Annotated in this window: 17 protein-coding genes, 1 tRNA gene and 1 pseudogene; 10 read left to right on the forward strand and 9 right to left on the reverse strand. The window is 32.8% G+C overall.

What is annotated here, in order from left to right:
- Positions 1 to 5: 5 nt before the first annotated feature.
- The 4 genes from ABEG11_RS13435 to ABEG11_RS13450 all read right to left on the reverse strand — a co-directional run bounded on the left by ABEG11_RS13435 (position 6) and on the right by ABEG11_RS13450 (position 2,214).
- Positions 6 to 350, reverse strand: coding sequence for a HepT-like ribonuclease domain-containing protein (locus ABEG11_RS13435; protein ID WP_348824679.1), 345 nt, complete (start codon positions 348 to 350; stop codon positions 6 to 8).
- Entirely contained in the window at positions 340 to 627 is a 288-nt protein-coding gene (locus ABEG11_RS13440; protein ID WP_348824680.1) for a nucleotidyltransferase family protein, read from the reverse strand. The genes ABEG11_RS13435 and ABEG11_RS13440 overlap by 11 nt, the downstream gene beginning before the upstream one ends.
- Positions 628 to 648: 21 nt before the next feature.
- Entirely contained in the window at positions 649 to 1,077 is a 429-nt protein-coding gene (gene rpiB / locus ABEG11_RS13445; RefSeq protein ID WP_194642476.1) for a ribose 5-phosphate isomerase B, read from the reverse strand.
- Between the two features lie 903 nt (positions 1,078 to 1,980).
- Positions 1,981 to 2,214 (reverse strand): DUF2007 domain-containing protein, encoded by a 234-nt coding sequence (locus tag ABEG11_RS13450; RefSeq protein ID WP_348824681.1) that lies wholly within the window; start codon positions 2,212 to 2,214, stop codon positions 1,981 to 1,983.
- A gap of 106 nt (positions 2,215 to 2,320) precedes the next feature.
- Between ABEG11_RS13450 and rnr the strand changes: the two are divergent.
- The 3 genes and pseudogenes from rnr (at position 2,321) to ABEG11_RS13465 (ending at position 6,078) form a co-directional block, all read left to right on the forward strand.
- Positions 2,321 to 4,501 (forward strand): annotated as a pseudogene (rnr, locus tag ABEG11_RS13455) (ribonuclease R).
- Positions 4,502 to 4,601: 100 nt separating this feature from the next.
- On the forward strand, positions 4,602 to 5,366 hold the full coding sequence (locus tag ABEG11_RS13460; protein ID WP_348824682.1) for a head GIN domain-containing protein: 765 nt from the start codon (positions 4,602 to 4,604) through the stop codon (positions 5,364 to 5,366).
- 34 nt (positions 5,367 to 5,400) lie between these two features.
- Positions 5,401 to 6,078 carry a LysE family translocator gene (locus ABEG11_RS13465; protein WP_348824683.1) on the forward strand — a complete coding sequence of 226 codons (678 nt, stop codon included), beginning with the start codon at positions 5,401 to 5,403 and terminating at the stop codon, positions 6,076 to 6,078.
- 471 nt (positions 6,079 to 6,549) lie between these two features.
- Here the strand turns inward: ABEG11_RS13465 and ABEG11_RS13470 are convergent.
- The 4 genes from ABEG11_RS13470 to ABEG11_RS13485 form a co-directional block, all read right to left on the reverse strand.
- A tRNA-Cys gene (locus ABEG11_RS13470) sits at positions 6,550 to 6,620 on the reverse strand.
- An 81-nt stretch (positions 6,621 to 6,701) separates the two neighbouring features.
- Positions 6,702 to 7,073: a dihydroneopterin aldolase gene (folB, locus tag ABEG11_RS13475; protein WP_348824684.1), complete on the reverse strand. Its 372-nt coding sequence runs from the start codon at positions 7,071 to 7,073 to the stop codon at positions 6,702 to 6,704.
- Between the two features lie 5 nt (positions 7,074 to 7,078).
- Complete coding sequence (locus ABEG11_RS13480; protein WP_348824685.1) at positions 7,079 to 7,375, reverse strand: type II toxin-antitoxin system RelE/ParE family toxin; 297 nt, start codon at positions 7,373 to 7,375, stop codon at positions 7,079 to 7,081.
- Complete coding sequence (locus tag ABEG11_RS13485) at positions 7,368 to 7,592, reverse strand: hypothetical protein (RefSeq protein WP_348824686.1); 225 nt, start codon at positions 7,590 to 7,592, stop codon at positions 7,368 to 7,370. Before ABEG11_RS13485 ends, ABEG11_RS13480 begins: the two co-directional genes overlap by 8 nt.
- 106 nt (positions 7,593 to 7,698) lie before the next feature.
- Here ABEG11_RS13485 and ABEG11_RS13490 point away from each other — a divergent pair, with 106 nt between their 5' ends.
- From ABEG11_RS13490 to ABEG11_RS13505, 4 genes are all read left to right on the forward strand, one after another.
- Positions 7,699 to 9,819, forward strand: coding sequence for a glutamine--tRNA ligase/YqeY domain fusion protein (locus ABEG11_RS13490; protein ID WP_348824687.1), 2,121 nt, complete (start codon positions 7,699 to 7,701; stop codon positions 9,817 to 9,819).
- A gap of 537 nt (positions 9,820 to 10,356) precedes the next feature.
- Entirely contained in the window at positions 10,357 to 10,686 is a 330-nt protein-coding gene (locus ABEG11_RS13495) for a YtxH domain-containing protein (RefSeq protein WP_348824688.1), read from the forward strand.
- A gap of 10 nt (positions 10,687 to 10,696) precedes the next feature.
- On the forward strand, positions 10,697 to 11,047 hold the full coding sequence (locus tag ABEG11_RS13500; protein WP_348824689.1) for a competence protein: 351 nt from the start codon (positions 10,697 to 10,699) through the stop codon (positions 11,045 to 11,047).
- A 3-nt stretch (positions 11,048 to 11,050) separates the two neighbouring features.
- The gene (locus tag ABEG11_RS13505; protein WP_194642465.1) at positions 11,051 to 11,296 is read left to right on the forward strand and encodes a DUF6327 family protein; all 246 of its coding nucleotides are present in this window, start codon (positions 11,051 to 11,053) and stop codon (positions 11,294 to 11,296) included.
- 34 nt (positions 11,297 to 11,330) lie between these two features.
- On the opposite strand, the gene gltX is transcribed toward ABEG11_RS13505, so the two are convergent.
- The gene (gene gltX, locus ABEG11_RS13510) at positions 11,331 to 12,842 is read right to left on the reverse strand and encodes a glutamate--tRNA ligase (RefSeq protein ID WP_348824690.1); all 1,512 of its coding nucleotides are present in this window, start codon (positions 12,840 to 12,842) and stop codon (positions 11,331 to 11,333) included.
- A gap of 353 nt (positions 12,843 to 13,195) precedes the next feature.
- Here gltX and ABEG11_RS13515 point away from each other — a divergent pair, with 353 nt between their 5' ends.
- From ABEG11_RS13515 to mnmG, 3 genes are all read left to right on the forward strand, one after another.
- A complete protein-coding gene (locus ABEG11_RS13515) occupies positions 13,196 to 16,516 on the forward strand; it encodes a hypothetical protein (RefSeq protein ID WP_348824691.1) in 3,321 nt (1,106 codons plus the stop codon).
- Complete coding sequence (gene ybeY, locus ABEG11_RS13520; RefSeq protein ID WP_348824692.1) at positions 16,513 to 16,932, forward strand: rRNA maturation RNase YbeY; 420 nt, start codon at positions 16,513 to 16,515, stop codon at positions 16,930 to 16,932. Before ABEG11_RS13515 ends, ybeY begins: the two co-directional genes overlap by 4 nt.
- Before the next feature lie 210 nt (positions 16,933 to 17,142).
- The gene (gene mnmG / locus ABEG11_RS13525) at positions 17,143 to 19,014 is read left to right on the forward strand and encodes a tRNA uridine-5-carboxymethylaminomethyl(34) synthesis enzyme MnmG (protein WP_348824693.1); all 1,872 of its coding nucleotides are present in this window, start codon (positions 17,143 to 17,145) and stop codon (positions 19,012 to 19,014) included.
- Positions 19,015 to 19,260: the final 246 nt, after the last annotated feature.

Consider the following 19,260-nt stretch of genomic DNA (forward strand, 5'->3'; position numbering starts at 1 on the left):
TTGAGTTATTTAATGTCGTTAATAATGGAAATAATTTGGGATTTTAATTTAGGTAAATCTTCATTTAACGTTCTCCAAACTTCTTCGTGTTCTATTCTGAAATATTCGTGGACTAATATATTTCGCATTCCTCTTGCTTCTTTCCAAGGAACATTTGGGTACATTGCAATTATTTTTTCTTCTACATTTCGAATTGCTTCTCCAATTATTTCAATATTCCTAACAATTGCATCTTGTTTTATCCAATCTTCAAGATATTGAGCATAAGATAAATCTTTTATAATGAATTCTATTTTTTCAATAGATTCTACTACATGTTCTAATCTAAAAATGTTTTTATCAGGATTCATAAATCATTTTTAAATCATTATAAATGTATGGCTTAAGCTTTGGATGCACAGCATTTTCTGATACTAAATCAATTTTTTTATGAAGTTTTGAATAAAGTTCTTCAATTATGTTGTACTTGGTAAATAAAGAAATAGGCTTATTAAAATTGTATAAAATATCTATATCGCTCGTTGGGGTTTCTTCGTTTCGAGCCACAGAACCAAACAACCCAATACGTTTTGGATTGTATGGTTTTAAAATATCAATAATAATTTCTATTTCTTTTTGTGACAGCATTTTACAAAGCTACAAAATATATTAACAGCTTATTTTATCAACTCTGGTTTGATGTCTTCCTCCTTCAAATTCGGTTTCCAAGAAAGTTTCAACAATTTCTACAGCCTGCTGAATAGAAGTATATCTTGCAGGAATACTAACAATATTAGCATTATTATGAAGACGGGTCAAATAGGCAATTTCTTTAGTCCAGCACAAACCTGCACGAACTCCGGCATGTTTATTAACAGTCATTGCAATTCCATTACCGCTTCCGCAAATAACAATGCCAAAATCTGCTTTTCCTTCTTCGACATCACTTGCAACTGGGTGGCCAAAATCAGGATAATCCACAGAAGCCTCAGTATCGGTTCCGTAGTTTGTAACTTGGTGCCCTTTTGACTCTAAATATTGAACAATTGCTTTTTTGTAATCCGGTCCGGCGTGGTCATTTCCTATTGAAATTTTCATTTTTTTTGTATTAGTTTTTGAAATGCAAATTTAACCATTCTATTTAAGATAGCATACAAAAATCCTTTTCACTTTCTATTACTAACATATTAATAAATACGAAAAAAGGCAAACTTTATAATTTTATATAACCCGCTGATTATAAGAAATTTTTAAGGTTATTAACATCTTTCATTATTTACAACTACCTGTAAACCAGTAAAGAGAATGTAATTATAATGTTAATTTTTTATCATGTTAATACCAAAACGTAACTACTTGATATTCAGTTAACCTTAAATTAACACAAAATGTTTATAACTTTGAAAAGAATTTTAGAAGTTTTTTTAGTTTTTTTCAAAAAATTATGTAATCCAAAACCTATTTTTAAAAACCTAATAAAGTTTGAGGAATTTTTGGAAAAGTTATCAATACTAAATTTTAGTTTTTGAACAAGAAAATAAAGAACACTTATTTACAATTTATCGCAATTTTGAAATGTTAACAGCTGTTAACTATTTTTAAAAATATCTTAAAAGACAGTAATTTACATATAAATAACACTGTTGATAACTCAAGATAAAAACCTAAAACTTGATTTCAATGCATTTTTTTAAAAATTTATAGCAACAATTAACAAGCTATAATAACCATAAATTTTTTTAAAATTTTTAAAATTCTTTTTTGTTGTATTTAATATATGTTGACAACTTTGAAATTTGAAAACAAAGAAAAAATTTTAAAATATTCTGTTTCTTCAAAAGTTGTTTCTTTTTTCTGCTCTCGCAAAGACGCAGAGGCGCAAAGTTAAGATCGGATTCCTTTGCGTCTTAGCGTCTCTGCGAGAATTATATTTGGCCAAACTTTAATAAGAAATCCTTAACTTAATGTCACGCCCAAAAAAATATTGAATTGTGAAGTTTTTTAAACAATGGAAAGTTTTGGATTCAAATTGTCTAGAATTTCCTGAACCTGTTCAAAATCGTTTGGATGTACCTTGAGCTGAATGCCTCCGTAGGCAAAGCTTCTTAAAGGATCGATGGAGATAATTTGTTCGTTTTCGAAAAAATGAGGAATTTCTTCCTGTTCCAAGATATGTTTAAGTACCACAATTTCATACGGATAAGTAAAAACAGCAATTGTTTTAAAGCCTTTCATTTAGAATTTTTTATAAATGTAATGAAGTTATTATTAGTTTAAAACTCTTTTGGAATACAGAATAGTGAATACAATTTCGTAATTTTAGGCATTTAAGAAAAGATACATGGGTAAAAGATTAAGAAAACCGATTAAGAAAGACAAAGATTTCTCGGATAAAATAATAAAAATATTATCGAATAGTGCCAATAAATCCTTTAACTATAAGCAGATTGCGTCAAAATTAGAATTGGACGACACTCAAAGCCGTAATCAGATTATAAAAGATCTAAAGATTTTGGCAGGTTCCAAAAAAATTATAGAAACAGAACCTGGAAAATATTTGATAAAAGCCACTAGCAAAGAATATTACGAAGGAACAATTGATATGACAGGCCGTAAAAGTGCCTATTTTATTTGCCCTGAATTTGAGGAAGATGTTTTTATTCCAGCCAATAATTTGAATCACGCTTTGGATAAAGATACCGTAAAAGTGTATGTTTACAATAAAAGAAGCGGAAGAAGAGCTGAGGGTGAAGTGGTTGAAATAGTTGAAAGATACAAAACTGACTTCGTTGGAGTGATTGATATTCAGAAGAATTTCTCTTTTGTGTCAACTGCCAATCCAAAAATGTATACGGATATTTTTATTCCAAAAGATAAAATTGGGGAGGCGGAGCAAGGTGATGTGGTTTTGGTCCATATCGAAGATTGGCCTGCCAGAGCGGATAGTCCGTTTGGAAAAGTGGTAAAAGTTCTAGGAAAACCAGGAGAACATGATACCGAAATTCACGCGATTCTTGCTGAATATGGTTTGCCAGCTGATTTTCCAATCGAAGTAGAAACCTTTGCACAGAAAATTGATACTTCGATTTCAGAAAGTGAAATTGCAAAACGTCGTGATATGCGCGATACGCTGACTTTTACGATTGATCCAAAAGATGCCAAGGATTTTGATGATGCATTGTCTTTCAAAAAGTTAGTAAACGGTAACTACGAAATTGGTATTCACATTGCCGATGTTTCTCATTATCTGGAAGAAGGAACCATACTTGACGATGAAGCTTATCAAAGAGCTACTTCTGTATATTTGGTGGATAGGGTAGTACCAATGTTACCCGAAGTGCTTTCGAATTTTGCCTGTTCTTTGCGTCCTCAGGAAGAGAAATATACGTTCTCAGCTATTTTTGAAATCACCGAAAAATGCAAGGTTGTAGACCAATGGTTTTGAAGAACTGTAATTTATTCGGATCAGCGTTTTGCTTATGAAGAAGCACAATACATCATAGAGACGAAAGACAATACTATTCCGGTAGAAATTTCGATTACCGGAAGTTCTTATGTAGTTTCGGATGAAATTGTTGAAGCCACACTGAAAATGGATCAATTAGCCAAGATTTTCAGAAGAAACCGAATGAATGAAGGCGCTATTTCTTTTGATAAAGTCGAAGTGAAATTCAACTTGGATCAGGAAGGAGAACCGGAAGGAGTTTACTTTAAAATAGCTAAAGATGCCAATCATCTGATTGAAGAATTTATGCTTTTGGCTAATAGAAAAGTGGCGGAATACATTGGAAAACAAAAGAAAACATTCGTTTACAGAATCCACGATGAACCAAATGAAGACAAATTGATTGCGATGCAGAATGTCATTGCAAAATTTGGCTATAAAATTGATTTCAGAAATAAAGGCGACATTTCAAAATCACTGAATGCGTTGATGGAAGAGGTGAACGGCAAAAAAGAACAGAATTTAATTGATACGCTTGCCATACGATCGATGAGCAAAGCCAAATATTCTACGGATAATATTGGACATTACGGATTGGCATTTGATTATTACAGCCATTTTACATCGCCAATCCGCCGTTATCCGGACGTTATGGTTCACCGTTTACTGCAGTATTATCTGGATGGAGGAAAATCGGCAGATGCGGAGGAATTTGAAACTAAATGTCTGCATTCTTCGAATATGGAAGCTCTAGCAACCAATGCAGAAAGAGATTCCATCAAGTACATGCAGGTGAAATACATGCAGAACCATAATGATCAGGAGTTTCTAGGAGTAATTTCGGGTGTTACTGAATGGGGAATTTATGTAGAAATCGTTGAAAATAAATGTGAAGGAATGATTAGAACCCGCGATATTAAAGAGGATTATTACACTTTTGACGAGAAACAATATGCTTTGGTAGGCGCTAATTCCAATCGATTATTGCAATTGGGTGATGAGATTTATGTTACTGTTAAAAATGCCGATTTAGTTAAAAAACAATTGGATTTCAATTTTATTAAAAGAAACGAATAAGTTTTTTTTAAAAATAGGTTGCTAAGTTTCAGAGCTACTAAGTTCCTAAGATTAAAAACTTAGCAACTTAGAGTCTTTATTAATAATTAATTTTTAAAACATGAAAAGGATAATTTTAATAGGTTTTGTGTTCTTGGCACAATTCAGTTTTGGACAGACTAGTTTTAATAATTTTAAGAATGAGGATTTAGATAAATCAAAATTCTCTGATAAGCAAAGTGTAACTTTATTAAGTAACTCTACCTTTGAACCTAGTACTACTATAGAACTTAAGGATTTTGATGATGTAAAAGTGTTTGATAAACTGAGTGTTACTTTGGTTGCTTCTACCGAAAATAAGGCAGTAATTACCGGATCAAGCCAAAGTAAAGTTGAAGTTGTTAATAAAAACGGGCTTTTGAAAATAAGAATGCCATTGACCAAAATAATGTCTGGTGATGAAGCTAAAGTGACATTGTATTTCAAAAGAATTCAGAGTATTGATGCCAATGAAGGAAGCACTGTAACCTGTGCTGATATTTTCAAGCAGACTTCAATTACCTTGGGAACACAGGAAGGAGCAAAGATTACTGCAGTATTAGATGTCGAAAAAGCGACTATTAAAGCATATTCTGGTGGAATTATAAAAATTATAGGTAATGCAGTCACTCAGTCGGTTTTGATTAATTCTGGGGGAGTTTTAGAAGCTGGAGATTTAGAAACTTCACAAACCACAGTGAGTTTGTCAGCAGGAGGAAGCGCAGATGTAAGAGCAAGTTCTCTTGTTGATGCAAAAATAAAAGCCGGTGGGACTATATTTATTTATGGCAAGCCAAAAGAAATAAAACAGGAAACTTTTATGGGAGGAACAATAGTTCAGAAATAGTAAATTTGTAACCAATTTTTAAAGTCATTTTTTAATGATAAACGATATTTTAACTGGAGTTCCATGGGGAGTTCTTTTGAGTTTTATGATTGGCCCCGTTTTTTTTATTCTGATTGAAACCAGTATAATTAAAGGATTCAGAGCCGCTTTAGTTTTTGATTTAGGTGTTGTTTTAGGTGATGTTTTTTTTATAACAATTGCTTATTTAGGAAGTTACAGACTGATCCAAAGTCTAAATGATAACTCTTCACTGTTTATTTTTGGCGGTTTTATTATGATGGCTTATGGTTTTATTTCGTTTTTGGGAATAAAAAAAGAAAAAAGAGTTAATACAAAAACCATCGATAACGAGATTATAAAAAAGAATTATATAGGACTTTTTCTGAAAGGGTTTTTTCTAAATATTATCAATATTGGTGTTCTTGGTTTCTGGCTGGCAGTAATTATTTCGGTAGGACCAAAATTAGAAATGGAAACCTCAAGAATGCTTACCTTTTTTATCTCCGTTATCCTTACATATCTTGGTATTGATTGTATTAAAATATCATTAGCCAAACAGTTAAAACATAAAATGACTCCAAGTAATATCTACAAAATTAAAAGAGGAATTAGTGTGGTTCTAATGATTTTCGGCTTTGCATTAATTTTTCAAGGCTGGTTTCCAGAGGAAAAACAAATGGTTAAAAATGCTTTTGAGAAGATAGAGAAGTAGTTTTAAAAGAAATTATAAAGAAGGAACTCTTTAGGTTCCTTTTTTTTTCACAATATTGTCATTCCGTAGGAATCTCTCTTTGTCTGAGATTCCTACGGAATGACAAAGATGATCGATTAGGTTTTTTAAATAAGTTTAGAAAGTTCAATTTCTTTAAAATTATCCATAAAAAAACTTCTAAATTGCTTTAAAGATTCTTGTGTATCGTATGAATTCGAACCAAAACTTTACTTAATTTTTCTAAAAAATTAGACATAAAAAAACTTTTAAATCACTTTAGAGGTTCTTGAGGCATCGTTCGGATTCGAACCTAAACTTTACTTAATTTTTTCTAAAAATTAGACATAAAAAAACGGCTAAAATTACTTTAGAGGTTCTTGAGGCATCGTCCGGATTCGAACCAAAACTTTACTTAATTTTTCTAAAAAATTAGACATAAAAAAAACCTCTAAATTTCTTTAGAGGTTCTTGAGGCATCGTCCGGATTCGAACCGGAGTAGGAGCTTTTGCAGAGCCCAGCCTAGCCGCTCGGCCACGACGCCATTCATTAACGGATGGCAAAAGTAACTTAAAATTTTAAAGTTTAAAAGTATAAAGTAAACTTTTTTATTTTTTTATAAGTTTTAATACAATTTAAAATTACGTTCTTCTTCCATTTCAATTGTAACCGCTTCAACGTCACCACCAATAGGAGGATTTATTTTTGAAACAGCTACTTTAATTCTTGAAACAGTTTCTAGTTCAGACATGGCTCTATCGATGATTCTTTTGGCTACATGCTCCAGTAAATTCGATCGGATAGCCATTTCTTCTACCACAATCTTGTTTAAATGTACATAATCTACAGTATCTTTTAAGTTATCGGATTCGGAGGATTGTTTCAAATTGGTGCTTATTTCTAAGTCAACACTATAATCTGAACCTATTTTTCCTTCTTCTATCAAACAGCCGTGGTATGAGAAAGTGCGTATATTTTTTAGTTTTATGATGCCCATTTTATTTATTTTTTTCTTGAAAAAGGCAATAAATAGTCATTAATTATTGCTTCTACATATACAATTTTCTTTTCTTCATCAACTCTAAAATAAACTTTATAAGGAAATTTTTGAAGATGAATTTTTCTTAAGTTATCAGAATCAATCTGATAATAAGGATTGATTTTTAAAGTTTCTATTGCATTTCTAACTTCAATATAAAATTTATCACCTAATTCATTTGATAAATTTTTATAATAAATTGCAATTTCATTTAAATCTTGTTCTGCCCAAAAAAGCATTTCAATGGTAAATTTATCCATTGAAATTCCATTTTTTATCCAGTTCTTTCTTTACTTCTTCCCAACTTCTATAATCCTCCGGCTTTGCATTTTTCATACGTTCCAAAACCATTTCCTGTTGCCAGAGCGGAACTTCATCCTTTACATTTTCATCAATGGAAACATCAGGAATATGCTTGAAAAAACTAACAAAAGTTTCATAAAAATCGTCTGGAATTGTTACTGTTAATTGTCTCATAGCTTTCAGTGTTTATGCAAAAATACTAATAAATTTAATTCAAAGTCTATATTGTTATTACCCATTATCTGTCCTCAATTTTTTATCTTTGCTAAAATTTTTAAAAATGGCATCAGAAGAGAAATCACTTCATTTTATTGAACAAATTATAGAAGACAGTTTAGCAAACGGTTTTCCCCAAGATAAATTACGTTTTCGTTTTCCACCAGAACCTAATGGTTATCTGCACATTGGCCATGCCAAATCTATATGTTTAAATTTTGGTTTAGGATTAAAATACAATGCGCCTGTTAATTTACGTTTTGATGATACTAATCCAGCCAAAGAAGAGCAGGAGTATGTGGATTCAATCAAAGAAGATGTAAAATGGTTAGGTTTTAATTGGTCGGAAGAGGTGTATTCCTCAGATTACTTTCAGCAGTTATATGAATGGGCAGTTGCCATGATTAAAAAAGGTAAAGCTTATGTTGACAGCCAGTCTTCTGAAGATATGGCAATCCAGAAAGGAACCCCGACTCAAGCTGGAGTTGACGGACCTTACAGAAACCGTTCTATTGAGGAAAATCTGGCTCTTTTTGAAGGAATGAAAAATGGTGATTTTCCGGAAGGAAGCCATGTTTTGAGAGCCAAAATTGATATGGCTTCTACAAATATGCTGATGCGTGATCCGTTGATGTACAGAATATTACACCGCCATCATCACCGTACAGGAAATGATTGGAATATTTATCCAATGTATGATTATGCACATGGTGAAAGTGATTATGTGGAGCAGATTTCACATTCAATCTGTACTTTGGAATTTGTAATGCACCGTGAATTATACGACTGGTTTTTGGATCAGATTTATGATGAAAATCGGGTGCGTCCGCATCAATATGAGTTTGCCCGCTTGAATCTGAATTATACTGTAATGAGCAAGCGAAAGCTTCTGCAATTGGTACAGGAAAACATTGTGAGCGGATGGGACGATCCCAGAATGCCTACTATTTCTGGACTTAGAAGACGCGGTTATACAGCAAGTGCTATTCGTAAATTTTGTGAAGTTATAGGTGTTGCCAAGCGTGAAAACATTATTGATGTATCGCTTTTGGACTTTTGTCTGCGTGAAGATTTAAACAAAACAGCTCCAAGAGTAATGGCAGTTTTAGATCCTGTAAAAGTGGTTATTACCAATTATCCGGAAGGAAAAGAGGAGTTGCTTGATGCCGAAAATAATCAGGAAGATGAATCGGCTGGTTATAGAAAAGTGCCTTTTTCCCGTGAATTATACATTGAAAGAGATGATTTTCTGGAAGTGGCTCCGGCTAAGTTTTTCCGTTTAAGTATTGGTAATGAAGTACGTCTTAAAAATGGTTATATCATTAAAGGTGAAAGTGTTACGAAAGATGCTAATGGTGTAATTACCGAAATTCAGGTTACTTATGACACGGATTCTTTGAGCGGAAGCGGAAGCGAAGCCAGCAAGCGTAAAGTTGCCGGAACTCTGCATTGGGTTTCGATTGCTCATGCTGTAGAAGCTGAAGTTCGTCTCTATGACCGCTTGTTTATTGACGAAGCACCAGACAGTCACAAAGAGAAAAGTTTTTTGGATTTTATGAACACTTCTTCTTTGGAAATTGTAAAAGGTTATGTAGAACCTAGTTTAGCTTCAGCTAAAATTGGTGATCATTTCCAATTTCAGCGTTTGGGTTATTTTGTTGTTGATAAAGATGCAACTAATTCAAAATTAGTTTTTAACAAGACTGTTGGTCTTAAAGATGCTTGGGAAGAAAAAGGTAAAAAGGACGAAAACAGCATTAATAATTCGCTGAAAGAAATCAATAAATATTTTAAAGTTGCCACAAGAGAAGAACGTATTGCAATCAGAAAAGCAATAGGGGAGACGCTGTCAGGAATTTCTAATTACAGTTTATTGCAAAACTCTTTCAGAAAGAACATTAACAATAATAAAAGTTCTTTATTGTTTGCTAATTTTATTCTGAAGTATGCCAATTTGAAACCTTCGGATTATGACAAAGAGGATTTATCTAAATTGTATTTGATGTCTCTTCGAAGTGAATCTAGTTTTGTTCGTTCCAGAGCAATTTTAAATTTATCCAATTTAGATTATGAATCAGATTTTGTAAATTCTTTTAGAGAGGAAGTTTTGAAACTGCAATCCAATCCTTCAAAAAGTACAACAGAACGTGAAACTGAATTTATTGAAAAATTTCTGTCGAAATAAAAAAATATAAATTTTATCTATTAAGAGCGCTTTTATGAAGCGCTTTTTTTATTATATAGTATTATGATTGTTTTAAAAATTTTAATAATTTTTACTTATTAAAATTGACTTTCATAAATTGATTTTAAGGGATTTTAAAATTTTGTTTATACCAATTTATGTTTTTTTGTTTTTCGTTTATTAAAAGCTTTTATTTTAATTTTAGCTAAAAATTGTAGATTTTCTGTTTTTTTGGTTCTTTTTTATAATTATAATAAACTATGTTTTTATTTAATTTAATAAATTTTACTAATTATTTATTAAATCTATTTTAAAAATAATTTTAATTTATTTTATTTATTAAAATTAACATTCATAAATCGTTTTTAAAGTGTTTATTTATATTTAATATATCAACACTTAGTTTATTTTTTTTAGTTGATATAAGGGCTTAATTTTAGTTTTTCACCCAATATTTAGCAGTTTAACGGCTTGTTAACACATGTTTGTTCATAAAGTCGTAAATTTAGTATATAGTAACTTTTAAATTTTATAAGCATGTCAAATAATACTGGAAATACAATAGTAGCTGTTTTGGTTGGTGTAACAATTGGTGCCGGACTTGGAATTTTGTTTGCGCCGGATAAAGGTTCCAAAACAAGAGAAAAAATCAAAGATGGTTTTGATGATGTGAAAAACAATCTTACAGATAAATTACATGAAGTTTCTGAAAAGTTAATGGGTAATGGTGTTTTGAAAAAAGAAGACATCGACCGCAATTATGATAACATAGTTGCCAGCCTTAGCGAAAAGACTGAAGACGTAGTTTCTTATTTGGAAAACAAATTAGCGGAACTTAAAGAAAAAAATGCTAAATTTCAGTCATAAAACTTAGTCTATGGCATTTGATAAAATAAAAGAAAATTCGGAAGAGATTCATAATCAGGCTCAGGCTTATTTAGAAAAATCTGTTTCCTATTATAAATTATGGGGTTTCAAGGTTGCAATGAAATCAACAACCATGATTTTGAAATTTGTTTTGATTTTATTGTGCTTTAGTATGGTTTTGTTGTTCAGTTCCATTGCAGTTGCTTTTGCTTTAAGCAATTACTTCGGAAGTTATACACTTGGTTTTCTTTCTGTTGGAGGAATGTATCTGATTTCAACAATACTTTTATTTTTAGTTAAGGAAAAAGTAATCGAAGGACCAATTTTAGAGAAATTTTCAGAAATCTTTTTTAATGATTAATTTATGGAAAACAAAAAATATTCTTCCTACGCATCTATTGATCGTGATTTAGAAATTCTGAAATTGGAAAAACAGATCAGTTACCAGAAATTAATTTTAAGTATTCAAAAAACTAAAGATTCAGTAACTCCCGAAAATATAATTGCTGGGTTTTTAGCTCCTTACAAAGAGAGTTTTCCAAATCCCTTTAGATCTATTTTACAGACGATAGTTCCTTATCTGATAAGTTATTTTATCAATCGAAAATAAAAAAAGCTCCCAAACATTTGGGAGCTTTTTAGTTTTATATGCTTGAAATAGCTTTTTGCAATCTTGATATTGTTTCCTGTTTTCCTATAACTTCGACAATATCAAATAGGTGAGGACCTTTCAGTGCTCCGACTAAACTCAATCGGAAAGGTTGCATTACTTTGCCCATTCCAATTTCGTTTTTGGTCATCCAATCTTTCACGATGGTTTCAATATTTAGAGAAGTAAAATCTGTTATCTCTTCAAGTACCGAAATCAATTCCTGCATCAAAGCTGGTGTTTCAGCTTTCCAGTTTTTGCTTGCTTTCTCATCGTAAGCAGTTGGTGCAATGAAAAAGAAGTCACTCATTTCCCAAAAATCAGAAACAAAATCTGCCCTGTCTTTTATTAACGAAACAATTTTGGTCATTTCGTTCAATGAATAATGTCTGTTTAAATGTTTTAATTCAATGATTTTAGAATATTCTTCAGCCAAAACTGAATCTTCTTTTTGCATTAAATATTGGTGATTGAACCATTTGTTTTTCTCTGGATCAAACTTGGCTCCGGCTTTATGAACTCTTTTTAAATCAAAAGCTTGTGTAAGTTCTTCCAATGAAAAAATTTCTTTATCAGTTCCGTCATTCCAACCTAAAAGAGCCAAAAAGTTAACAACTGTTTCAGGAAAAAATCCTTTTTCTCTGTAGCCAGATGAAATTCCTTCTTCAGTTTTCCATTCTAAAGGAAATACTGGGAATCCCATTTTGTCACCGTCACGTTTGGATAATTTACCATTTCCAATTGGTTTTAATATCAACGGCAAATGTGCAAATTCTGGCGCTTCCCATCCAAAGGCACGGTAGAGCATTACGTGCAAAGGCATAGATGGCAACCATTCTTCACCACGGATTACGTGTGAAGTTTCCATTAAATGGTCGTCAACAATATTTGCTAAATGATATGTTGGCATTCCGTCACTTTTAAACAATACTTTATCATCCAAAAGGCCAGTTTCAAACTTTACTTCACCGCGAATGATGTCCTGTAAATGCAGAGTTTCATTTTGAGGAGTTTTAAAACGGATAACATAATCTTCGTTATTTGCGATTCTTTTGGAAGTTTCTTCTTTGGAAATTACCAATGAAGTATCCAGTTTTTCACGATTGTGATGATTGTAGATAAATGTTTTTCCTTCAGCTTCGTGCTGTTTTCTGTGAGCGTCCAAAGCTTCAGCAGTATCAAAAGCATAATAGGCATTGCCCGATTCAATTAATTGATCGGCATATTGTTTGTAAAGATGTTTTCTTTCGCTTTGTCTGTAAGGTCCAAACTTTTCATTCTTTCCAACAGTTTCTTCCGGACCAATTCCTAACCATTCCAAGGCTTCCATTATGTATTCTTCGGCACCTTGAACAAATCTATTTTGGTCGGTGTCTTCTATCCTAAGATAAAAAGTTCCCCCATTTTTTTTTGCAAATAAATAATTAAATAAAGCGGTACGAACTCCGCCTATGTGTAATGGCCCCGTTGGGCTTGGTGCAAACCGCACACGTACTGGTCTTGACATTCTTGAAAATTTTTTGCAAATATACGACTCTGAATTAGAAAATTAGAAAATGAATTCAATGAGATAATGTATTCGTTTTTAAAAGTTTCTGACACGAATTACACTAATCTGCACGAATTAAGATTGCTGGTTAATTACACAAAATATTCGAATCTGTAAAAATTTGAAAGATTTGGTTTTAATTTTGATAAGAATTAGTGTTAATTAGTGAAATTAGTGTTTATCTTTTTTAAATGTGGATGCTCTGTTAATGAGATAATTTCTTGTTTTAAGCTTATTTGACTAATTTTCCAATTGATAATTATCTAATTAAAATTAGTACTTTTATTGGTTATTATATTAATACCGATATTTTGGAAAAGTCTTATTCGATACATCAAAAACTTGAAGATTTTATAAAGAAGTATTATGCCAATGAATTGATCCGTGGAGTCCTTTTTTTCATAGGGCTTGGATTGATTTATTTCCTGTTTACGCTTTTTATAGAATATTTTCTTTGGTTGCAACCAAAAGGAAGAACATTGCTGTTTTGGTTTTTTATAGCAGTTGAAGCCTTTCTGTTGTTGCGTTTTATACTTTTTCCAATCTTCAAATTGTTTAAGTTTCAGAAGGGGATTGATTATACGCAAGCTTCTGTTATCATTGGAAATCATTTTTCCGAAGTGAATGATACTTTGATAAACTATCTGCAGTTATCAAAATCGGATACCAGTGTTTATAACTCTGAATTGCTGTTGGCTTCCATTGAGCAAAAGGCCAATTCTCTTCGTCCAATTCCTTTCGGAAAGGCGATTGATTTTAGCGTAAACAAAAAATATTTGCCACTGGCAGTATTACCAATTTTGCTTTTACTCTTTTTTTTCCTTTCGGGAAATAGCCAAATCATTTCTCAAAGTCTGGATAGGGTAGTGCATTTTAATTCTGCTTTTACGCCACCGGCTCCGTTCAGATTTACGATTTTAAATCCTAATTTGGTTTCTGAACAAGGCAAAGATTTTATTCTTTCTGTAAAATCAGAAGGGAAAATTGTTCCTGAAAATGTTATGATTTTCATTGGTCATGAAAGTTACTTTTTGGAAACGGTTCGTACAGGAGAATTCCAGTTTAAAATTACCAAACCTATGGATAATGTTTCCTTTCATTTGGAAGCTAACAGTATTGTTTCTCCTGATTATGAATTGAAAGTTATAGCTGTTCCAACCATTTCCAATTTTCAGATGAAGTTTGTTTATCCTTCGTATTTGAATATGAAAAGCACAATTGTCAAAGGTACAGGCAACGGAATTATACCCGAAGGAACACAGGTTTCGTGGATAATGAACACGAATGCAACGCAGAATGTAACATGGAAAAATGATTCTCAGGCTCTTCCATTCGCTAAAACGGAAAACACCTTTAATTTGACTAAAAATATAGTTCAAAATACAGAATATCAAATAATTACATCAAATAATCAAGTTAAAAACTTCGAAAAGCTATCTTATCAGCTGAATGTTGTCAAAGATCAGTTTCCAACGATCAATATTACTAAAGCTCCAGATAGTTTAGGAGTTGATAGTTCCTATTTTGTTGGTCAATTGGCCGATGATTATGGGTTGTCACGCCTGCAGATTGTTTATTATGAATCTGGTAAACCTGCTACTGCTAAACGTGGAACCATAGCTGTAAAGCATGATACTTTCGATCAGTTTGTGTTCAATTTTCCAAGTAATCTTGGTGTAGAAAAAGGGAAGAACTACGATTTTTATTTTGAGGTTTTTGATAATGATGCTATTCATCATTTCAAAAGTTCACGTTCTGTTGTCTTCTCAAACAGAATTTTATCTGATGAAGAGAAGCAAAACAACACGCTTCAGGAACAAAATAATACGATAAATAGTCTGCAAAAAACCTTGTCCAAACAGGATAAACAGATTTCTCAGATGGAGAAATTAAAACAGACTTCCAAGGAAAAAGAGGGTCTGGATTTTAATGATCGTCAAAAGATAAATGAATTTATTAAGCAACAGCAACAGCAGAATGATTTGATGAAGGAGTTTGCCAACAAGATGAAAAACAATCTGGATAAATCCAATCCAAAACAGCAGGATGATACTAAGGAATTATTGCAAAAACGTTTGGAGAATACTGATAAGGAATTGGATAAAAACAAAAAGTTATTAGACGAATTGAACGAGTTGAACAATAAAATCAAGGATGAAGATTTTACCCAGAAACTGGAGAAATTCAAGGAGAATAGCAAAAGTCAAAACAAGAGTTTGGCGCAATTGGTTGAATTAACCAAGCGTTATTACGTAGAAAAAAAGGCTGAACAGTTAGCTGATAAATTGGATAAATTATCTCAAAAAGAAGATAAATTGTCTGAGAATGAAAAGGAGAATTCGGCTCAAGAGCAAAAGAAACTGACAGATGAATTCGAAAAGATTCAGGAAGAGTTGAAGCAATTGAACAAAGATAATGAAGATTTAAAATCGCCAATGGACATTCCATCTGATTTGGATAAGGAAAAAAGCATTAAGGACGATCTTAATAAAGCTGGTTCTGATTTGCAAAACAACAATAAAGTAAAGGCAAAACAAAGCCAAAAAAGTGCTTCCAAAAAGATGAAGGAAATGTCCAAAGCAATGGATAAGGCAATGGAAGAATCAAGCAAAGACCAGATAGAAGAGGATGTAAAAATGTTGCGTCAGATATTGGACAACCTTTTGGCTTATTCATTTTCTCAGGAAGATGTAATGAATCAGTTCAAGGCGACTAAGGTTGGTTCACCGTCTTTTGGTAAATATATCCGTAATCAGCAGAACTTAAAAACACAGTTCAAGCACATTGATGACAGTCTTTTTGCTATGTCGTTACGCCAGCCAAAAATTGCTGAAGAGGTAACAAAAGAGGTTGCCAATGTACAATACAATATCGATAAATCATTGGAAAGTTTATCCGATTCGCAATTACAAAGAGGTTTTGCCCAACAGCAATATGCTATTTCATCTGCCAACAAACTAGCAGATTTATTGAGCAATTCTTTAAACAGTATGCAAATGCAGATGTCGGGTAGTAGTGGAGGAAAACCTAAACCAGGACAAGGTTCCGGAATGCAGTTGCCTGATATCATTAAAAAGCAAGGTGAATTATCTGAAAAGATGAAGCAGGGCATGAAACCTGGTAACAAGCAAGGTGAAGGAAGTAAACCTGGTGAAAGTAAAAATAAAGGTTCTCAATCAGGAAAAGGTCAAGGTGAAAATGGAGATTCAGACGGTGATGGAGAAGGAGACGCAAAAGCGACCATGGATATTTACAAAGAACAAAAACAGCTTCGTGAAGCGTTGCAGGAAGAATTGAATAAGAAAGGAATTGGTAACAGCGGTCAGAATGCTTTGGAACAAATGAAGCAATTGGAAAAGCAATTATTAAACAAAGGCTTTACTAATGAATCTCTGCAAAGAACTAATAGTATCAAGCAAGAACTTTTGAAGTTGGATACAGCGATTCGTCTTCAGGGAGAAGATCCAAAACGCCAGTCTGAAACAAATACCAAGAACTATAATAATCAGGCTTGTCCTTTACCAAAGGCACTTTCAGATTATTTAAATAGCATAGAGATATTAAATAGACAATCGCTACCTTTGCGCTCGAATTTTAATCAAAAAGTTCAAATTTATTTTAATAACAAATGATCAATTTTAATTACGAATCGGAATTTACATTAGAGAATGAAGTGGCAATAGCTACTTGGTTAAGTTCCGTAATAGTTTCAGAAAATAAAACGGAAGGCGAAATCAATTACATCTTTTGTGATGATGAATACCTTCACAAGATTAACCTTGAGTATCTTAATCACGACACGCTTACAGATATTATCAGTTTCGATTACACGATGGGCAACGAAATCAGTGGTGATATTTTTGTTTCTGTAGAAAGGGTTTTAGACAACTCAAAGGATTACGATACAAGTTTCGAAGACGAATTAAAACGAGTATTGGTTCACGGTGTTTTACATTACTGCGGATATAAAGATAAATCTGAAGAAGACGAAGCTTTAATGCGAAATAAAGAAGATGAAAAAATCGCCATGTTTCACGTGGAACAGTAGATTTAAACCTATCAAAATTATATAAAAAAGTATTACGTTCCACGTGGAACGTAAAGTTTTTTGAAATAAAATTAGATTAAAATTTAAGTTTTGTTTTTGTGTTCCACGTGGAACGCGTTTAAAAAAAACATGATTTAATTAAAGTGTTTCACGTGGAACGTAATTTTGAAAATTCATAATTCCTTTTGAAAAGGATTAATATAAAAGAAAATGTTTTTAGAAGAGTATGATGTAATTGTGGTAGGTGCGGGTCACGCAGGTTCCGAGGCCGCGGCAGCGGCAGCAAATTTGGGATCCAAAACTTTATTGGTTACAATGAGTCTGCAGAACATTGCACAAATGTCGTGCAATCCTGCAATGGGCGGAATTGCCAAAGGTCAAATTGTTCGTGAGATTGATGCGCTTGGAGGATATTCCGGAATTGTTTCAGACAGAACTGCAATTCAGTTCAAGATGCTGAATAAATCAAAAGGTCCTGCAATGTGGTCACCGAGAGTTCAAAGTGATCGTATGCGTTTTGCCGAAGAATGGAGAATGATGCTGGAAGGAACTCCTAATTTGGATTTTTATCAGGAAATGGTAAAAGGGCTGATAATCGAAAACGGAAAGATAAAAGGAATCAAAACTTCGTTAGAAGTTGAGATCAGATCTAAATCAGTTGTTCTGACAAATGGTACTTTTTTGAATGGTTTAATTCATATCGGAGAAAAACAATTTGGAGGAGGGCGTGCTGGAGAAAGTGCTGCGTTCGGAATTACCGAAGATTTGATTCAAGCAGGTTTCGAAGCTGGAAGAATGAAAACAGGAACGCCTCCGCGAGTGGATGGGCGTTCTTTGGATTATTCTAAAATGAATGAAGAAAAAGGAGATGCTAAACCAGATAAGTTTTCATACTCGGATTTGACTAAGCCTTTAGAATTTCAAAAATCCTGTCACATGACATACACCTCGAATGAGGTTCATAATATTTTGAGAGAAGGTTTTGATCGTTCTCCAATGTTTAACGGAAGAATAAAAAGTATTGGTCCAAGATACTGTCCTTCTATTGAAGATAAAATAAATCGTTTTGCTGATAAAGAGCGTCATCAGCTTTTTGTTGAACCAGAAGGATGGAATACTTGTGAGGTTTATGTAAATGGTTTTTCAACTTCGTTGCCGGAGGATATTCAGTTTAAAGCTTTGCGTACTGTTGCGGGTTTTGAGAATGTGAAATTCTTTCGTCCTGGTTACGCAATAGAATATGATTATTTTCCGCCGACGCAATTAAAGCATACGCTGGAAACGAAGTTAGTTGAAGGTTTGTATTTTGCCGGACAGATTAATGGAACGACCGGGTATGAAGAAGCAGCTTCACAAGGTCTGATGGCTGGAATTAACGCTCATTTAAAAGTTCACGAAAAAGCGCCGTTGATTTTAAAAAGAGACGAAGCGTATATCGGAGTTTTGATTGATGATCTAATTACGAAAGGGACAGAAGAACCTTATCGTATGTTTACTTCTAGAGCAGAATACCGAACACTGCTTCGTCAGGATAATGCTGATTTTCGATTAACGCCTTTGTCGTATGAAATTGGTTTAGCTTCGGAAGCGCGTTTACGCCGTATGGAAAAGAAATTAAATGAATCTGAAAAAATGGTTTCTTTTTTTAAAGAGACGAGTGTTTCAGTTGCTGAGACAAATCCGATTCTTGAAGAAAAGGAATCTGCTTTAATTTCGCAAGGCGATAAAATGTTTAAAATATTTTCCAGACCACAGATTGATTTGGAAGATATTTTGAAATTTGAAAAAGTAAAAGAATATGTTGCCGAAAATGATCTTGATCAGGAAATTCTAGAACAAGCCGAAATTCAGGTGAAATATTCGGGTTATATTGAAAAGGAAAGAAATAACGCTGACAAACTTTCCCGTTTGGAAGATGTTAAAATTCCTGAAGATTTTGATTATAACAAAATCAAATCAATGTCTATTGAAGCAAAGCAAAAATTGAATAAAATAAAACCTGTAACTATTTCTCAGGCATCAAGAATAAGCGGAGTTTCTCCAAGTGATATTTCTGTGCTTTTGATTTATATGGGAAGATAGTTTTTTTAGATTGCAGATTTGAGAGTTCAGATTTGAGAGTTCAGATTTGAGAGTTCAGATTTGAGAGTTCAGATTTGAGAGTTCAGATTTGAGAGTTCAGATTTGAGAGTTCAGATTTGAGAGTTCAGATTTGAGAGTTCAGATTTGAGAGTTCAGATTTGAGAGTTCAGATTTGAGAGTTCAGATTTGAGAGTTCAGATTTGAGAGTTCAGATTTGAGAGTTCAGATTTGAGAGTTCAGATTTGA

The sequence above is a fragment of the Flavobacterium aestuarii genome (genome assembly GCF_040049115.1).
GTDB classification, from domain to species: Bacteria; Bacteroidota; Bacteroidia; order Flavobacteriales; family Flavobacteriaceae; genus Flavobacterium; species Flavobacterium aestuarii.

Excerpts from the sequence above, each read along its gene's own strand:
- ABEG11_RS13435 (WP_348824679.1), bottom strand. The coding sequence starts at position 350 with ATGAATCCTGATAAAAACATTTTTAGATTAGAACATGTAGTAGAATCT.
- ABEG11_RS13440 (WP_348824680.1), bottom strand. The coding sequence starts at position 627 with ATGCTGTCACAAAAAGAAATAGAAATTATTATTGATATTTTAAAACCA.
- rpiB (WP_194642476.1), bottom strand. The coding sequence starts at position 1,077 with ATGAAAATTTCAATAGGAAATGACCACGCCGGACCGGATTACAAAAAA.
- ABEG11_RS13450 (WP_348824681.1), bottom strand. The coding sequence starts at position 2,214 with ATGAAAGGCTTTAAAACAATTGCTGTTTTTACTTATCCGTATGAAATT.
- ABEG11_RS13460 (WP_348824682.1), top strand. The coding sequence starts at position 4,602 with ATGAAAAGGATAATTTTAATAGGTTTTGTGTTCTTGGCACAATTCAGT.
- ABEG11_RS13465 (WP_348824683.1), top strand. The coding sequence starts at position 5,401 with ATGATAAACGATATTTTAACTGGAGTTCCATGGGGAGTTCTTTTGAGT.
- folB (WP_348824684.1), bottom strand. The coding sequence starts at position 7,073 with ATGGGCATCATAAAACTAAAAAATATACGCACTTTCTCATACCACGGC.
- ABEG11_RS13480 (WP_348824685.1), bottom strand. The coding sequence starts at position 7,375 with ATGGATAAATTTACCATTGAAATGCTTTTTTGGGCAGAACAAGATTTA.
- ABEG11_RS13485 (WP_348824686.1), bottom strand. The coding sequence starts at position 7,592 with ATGAGACAATTAACAGTAACAATTCCAGACGATTTTTATGAAACTTTT.
- ABEG11_RS13490 (WP_348824687.1), top strand. The coding sequence starts at position 7,699 with ATGGCATCAGAAGAGAAATCACTTCATTTTATTGAACAAATTATAGAA.
- ABEG11_RS13495 (WP_348824688.1), top strand. The coding sequence starts at position 10,357 with ATGTCAAATAATACTGGAAATACAATAGTAGCTGTTTTGGTTGGTGTA.
- ABEG11_RS13500 (WP_348824689.1), top strand. The coding sequence starts at position 10,697 with ATGGCATTTGATAAAATAAAAGAAAATTCGGAAGAGATTCATAATCAG.
- ABEG11_RS13505 (WP_194642465.1), top strand. The coding sequence starts at position 11,051 with ATGGAAAACAAAAAATATTCTTCCTACGCATCTATTGATCGTGATTTA.
- gltX (WP_348824690.1), bottom strand. The coding sequence starts at position 12,842 with ATGTCAAGACCAGTACGTGTGCGGTTTGCACCAAGCCCAACGGGGCCA.
- ybeY (WP_348824692.1), top strand. The coding sequence starts at position 16,513 with ATGATCAATTTTAATTACGAATCGGAATTTACATTAGAGAATGAAGTG.
- mnmG (WP_348824693.1), top strand. The coding sequence starts at position 17,143 with ATGTTTTTAGAAGAGTATGATGTAATTGTGGTAGGTGCGGGTCACGCA.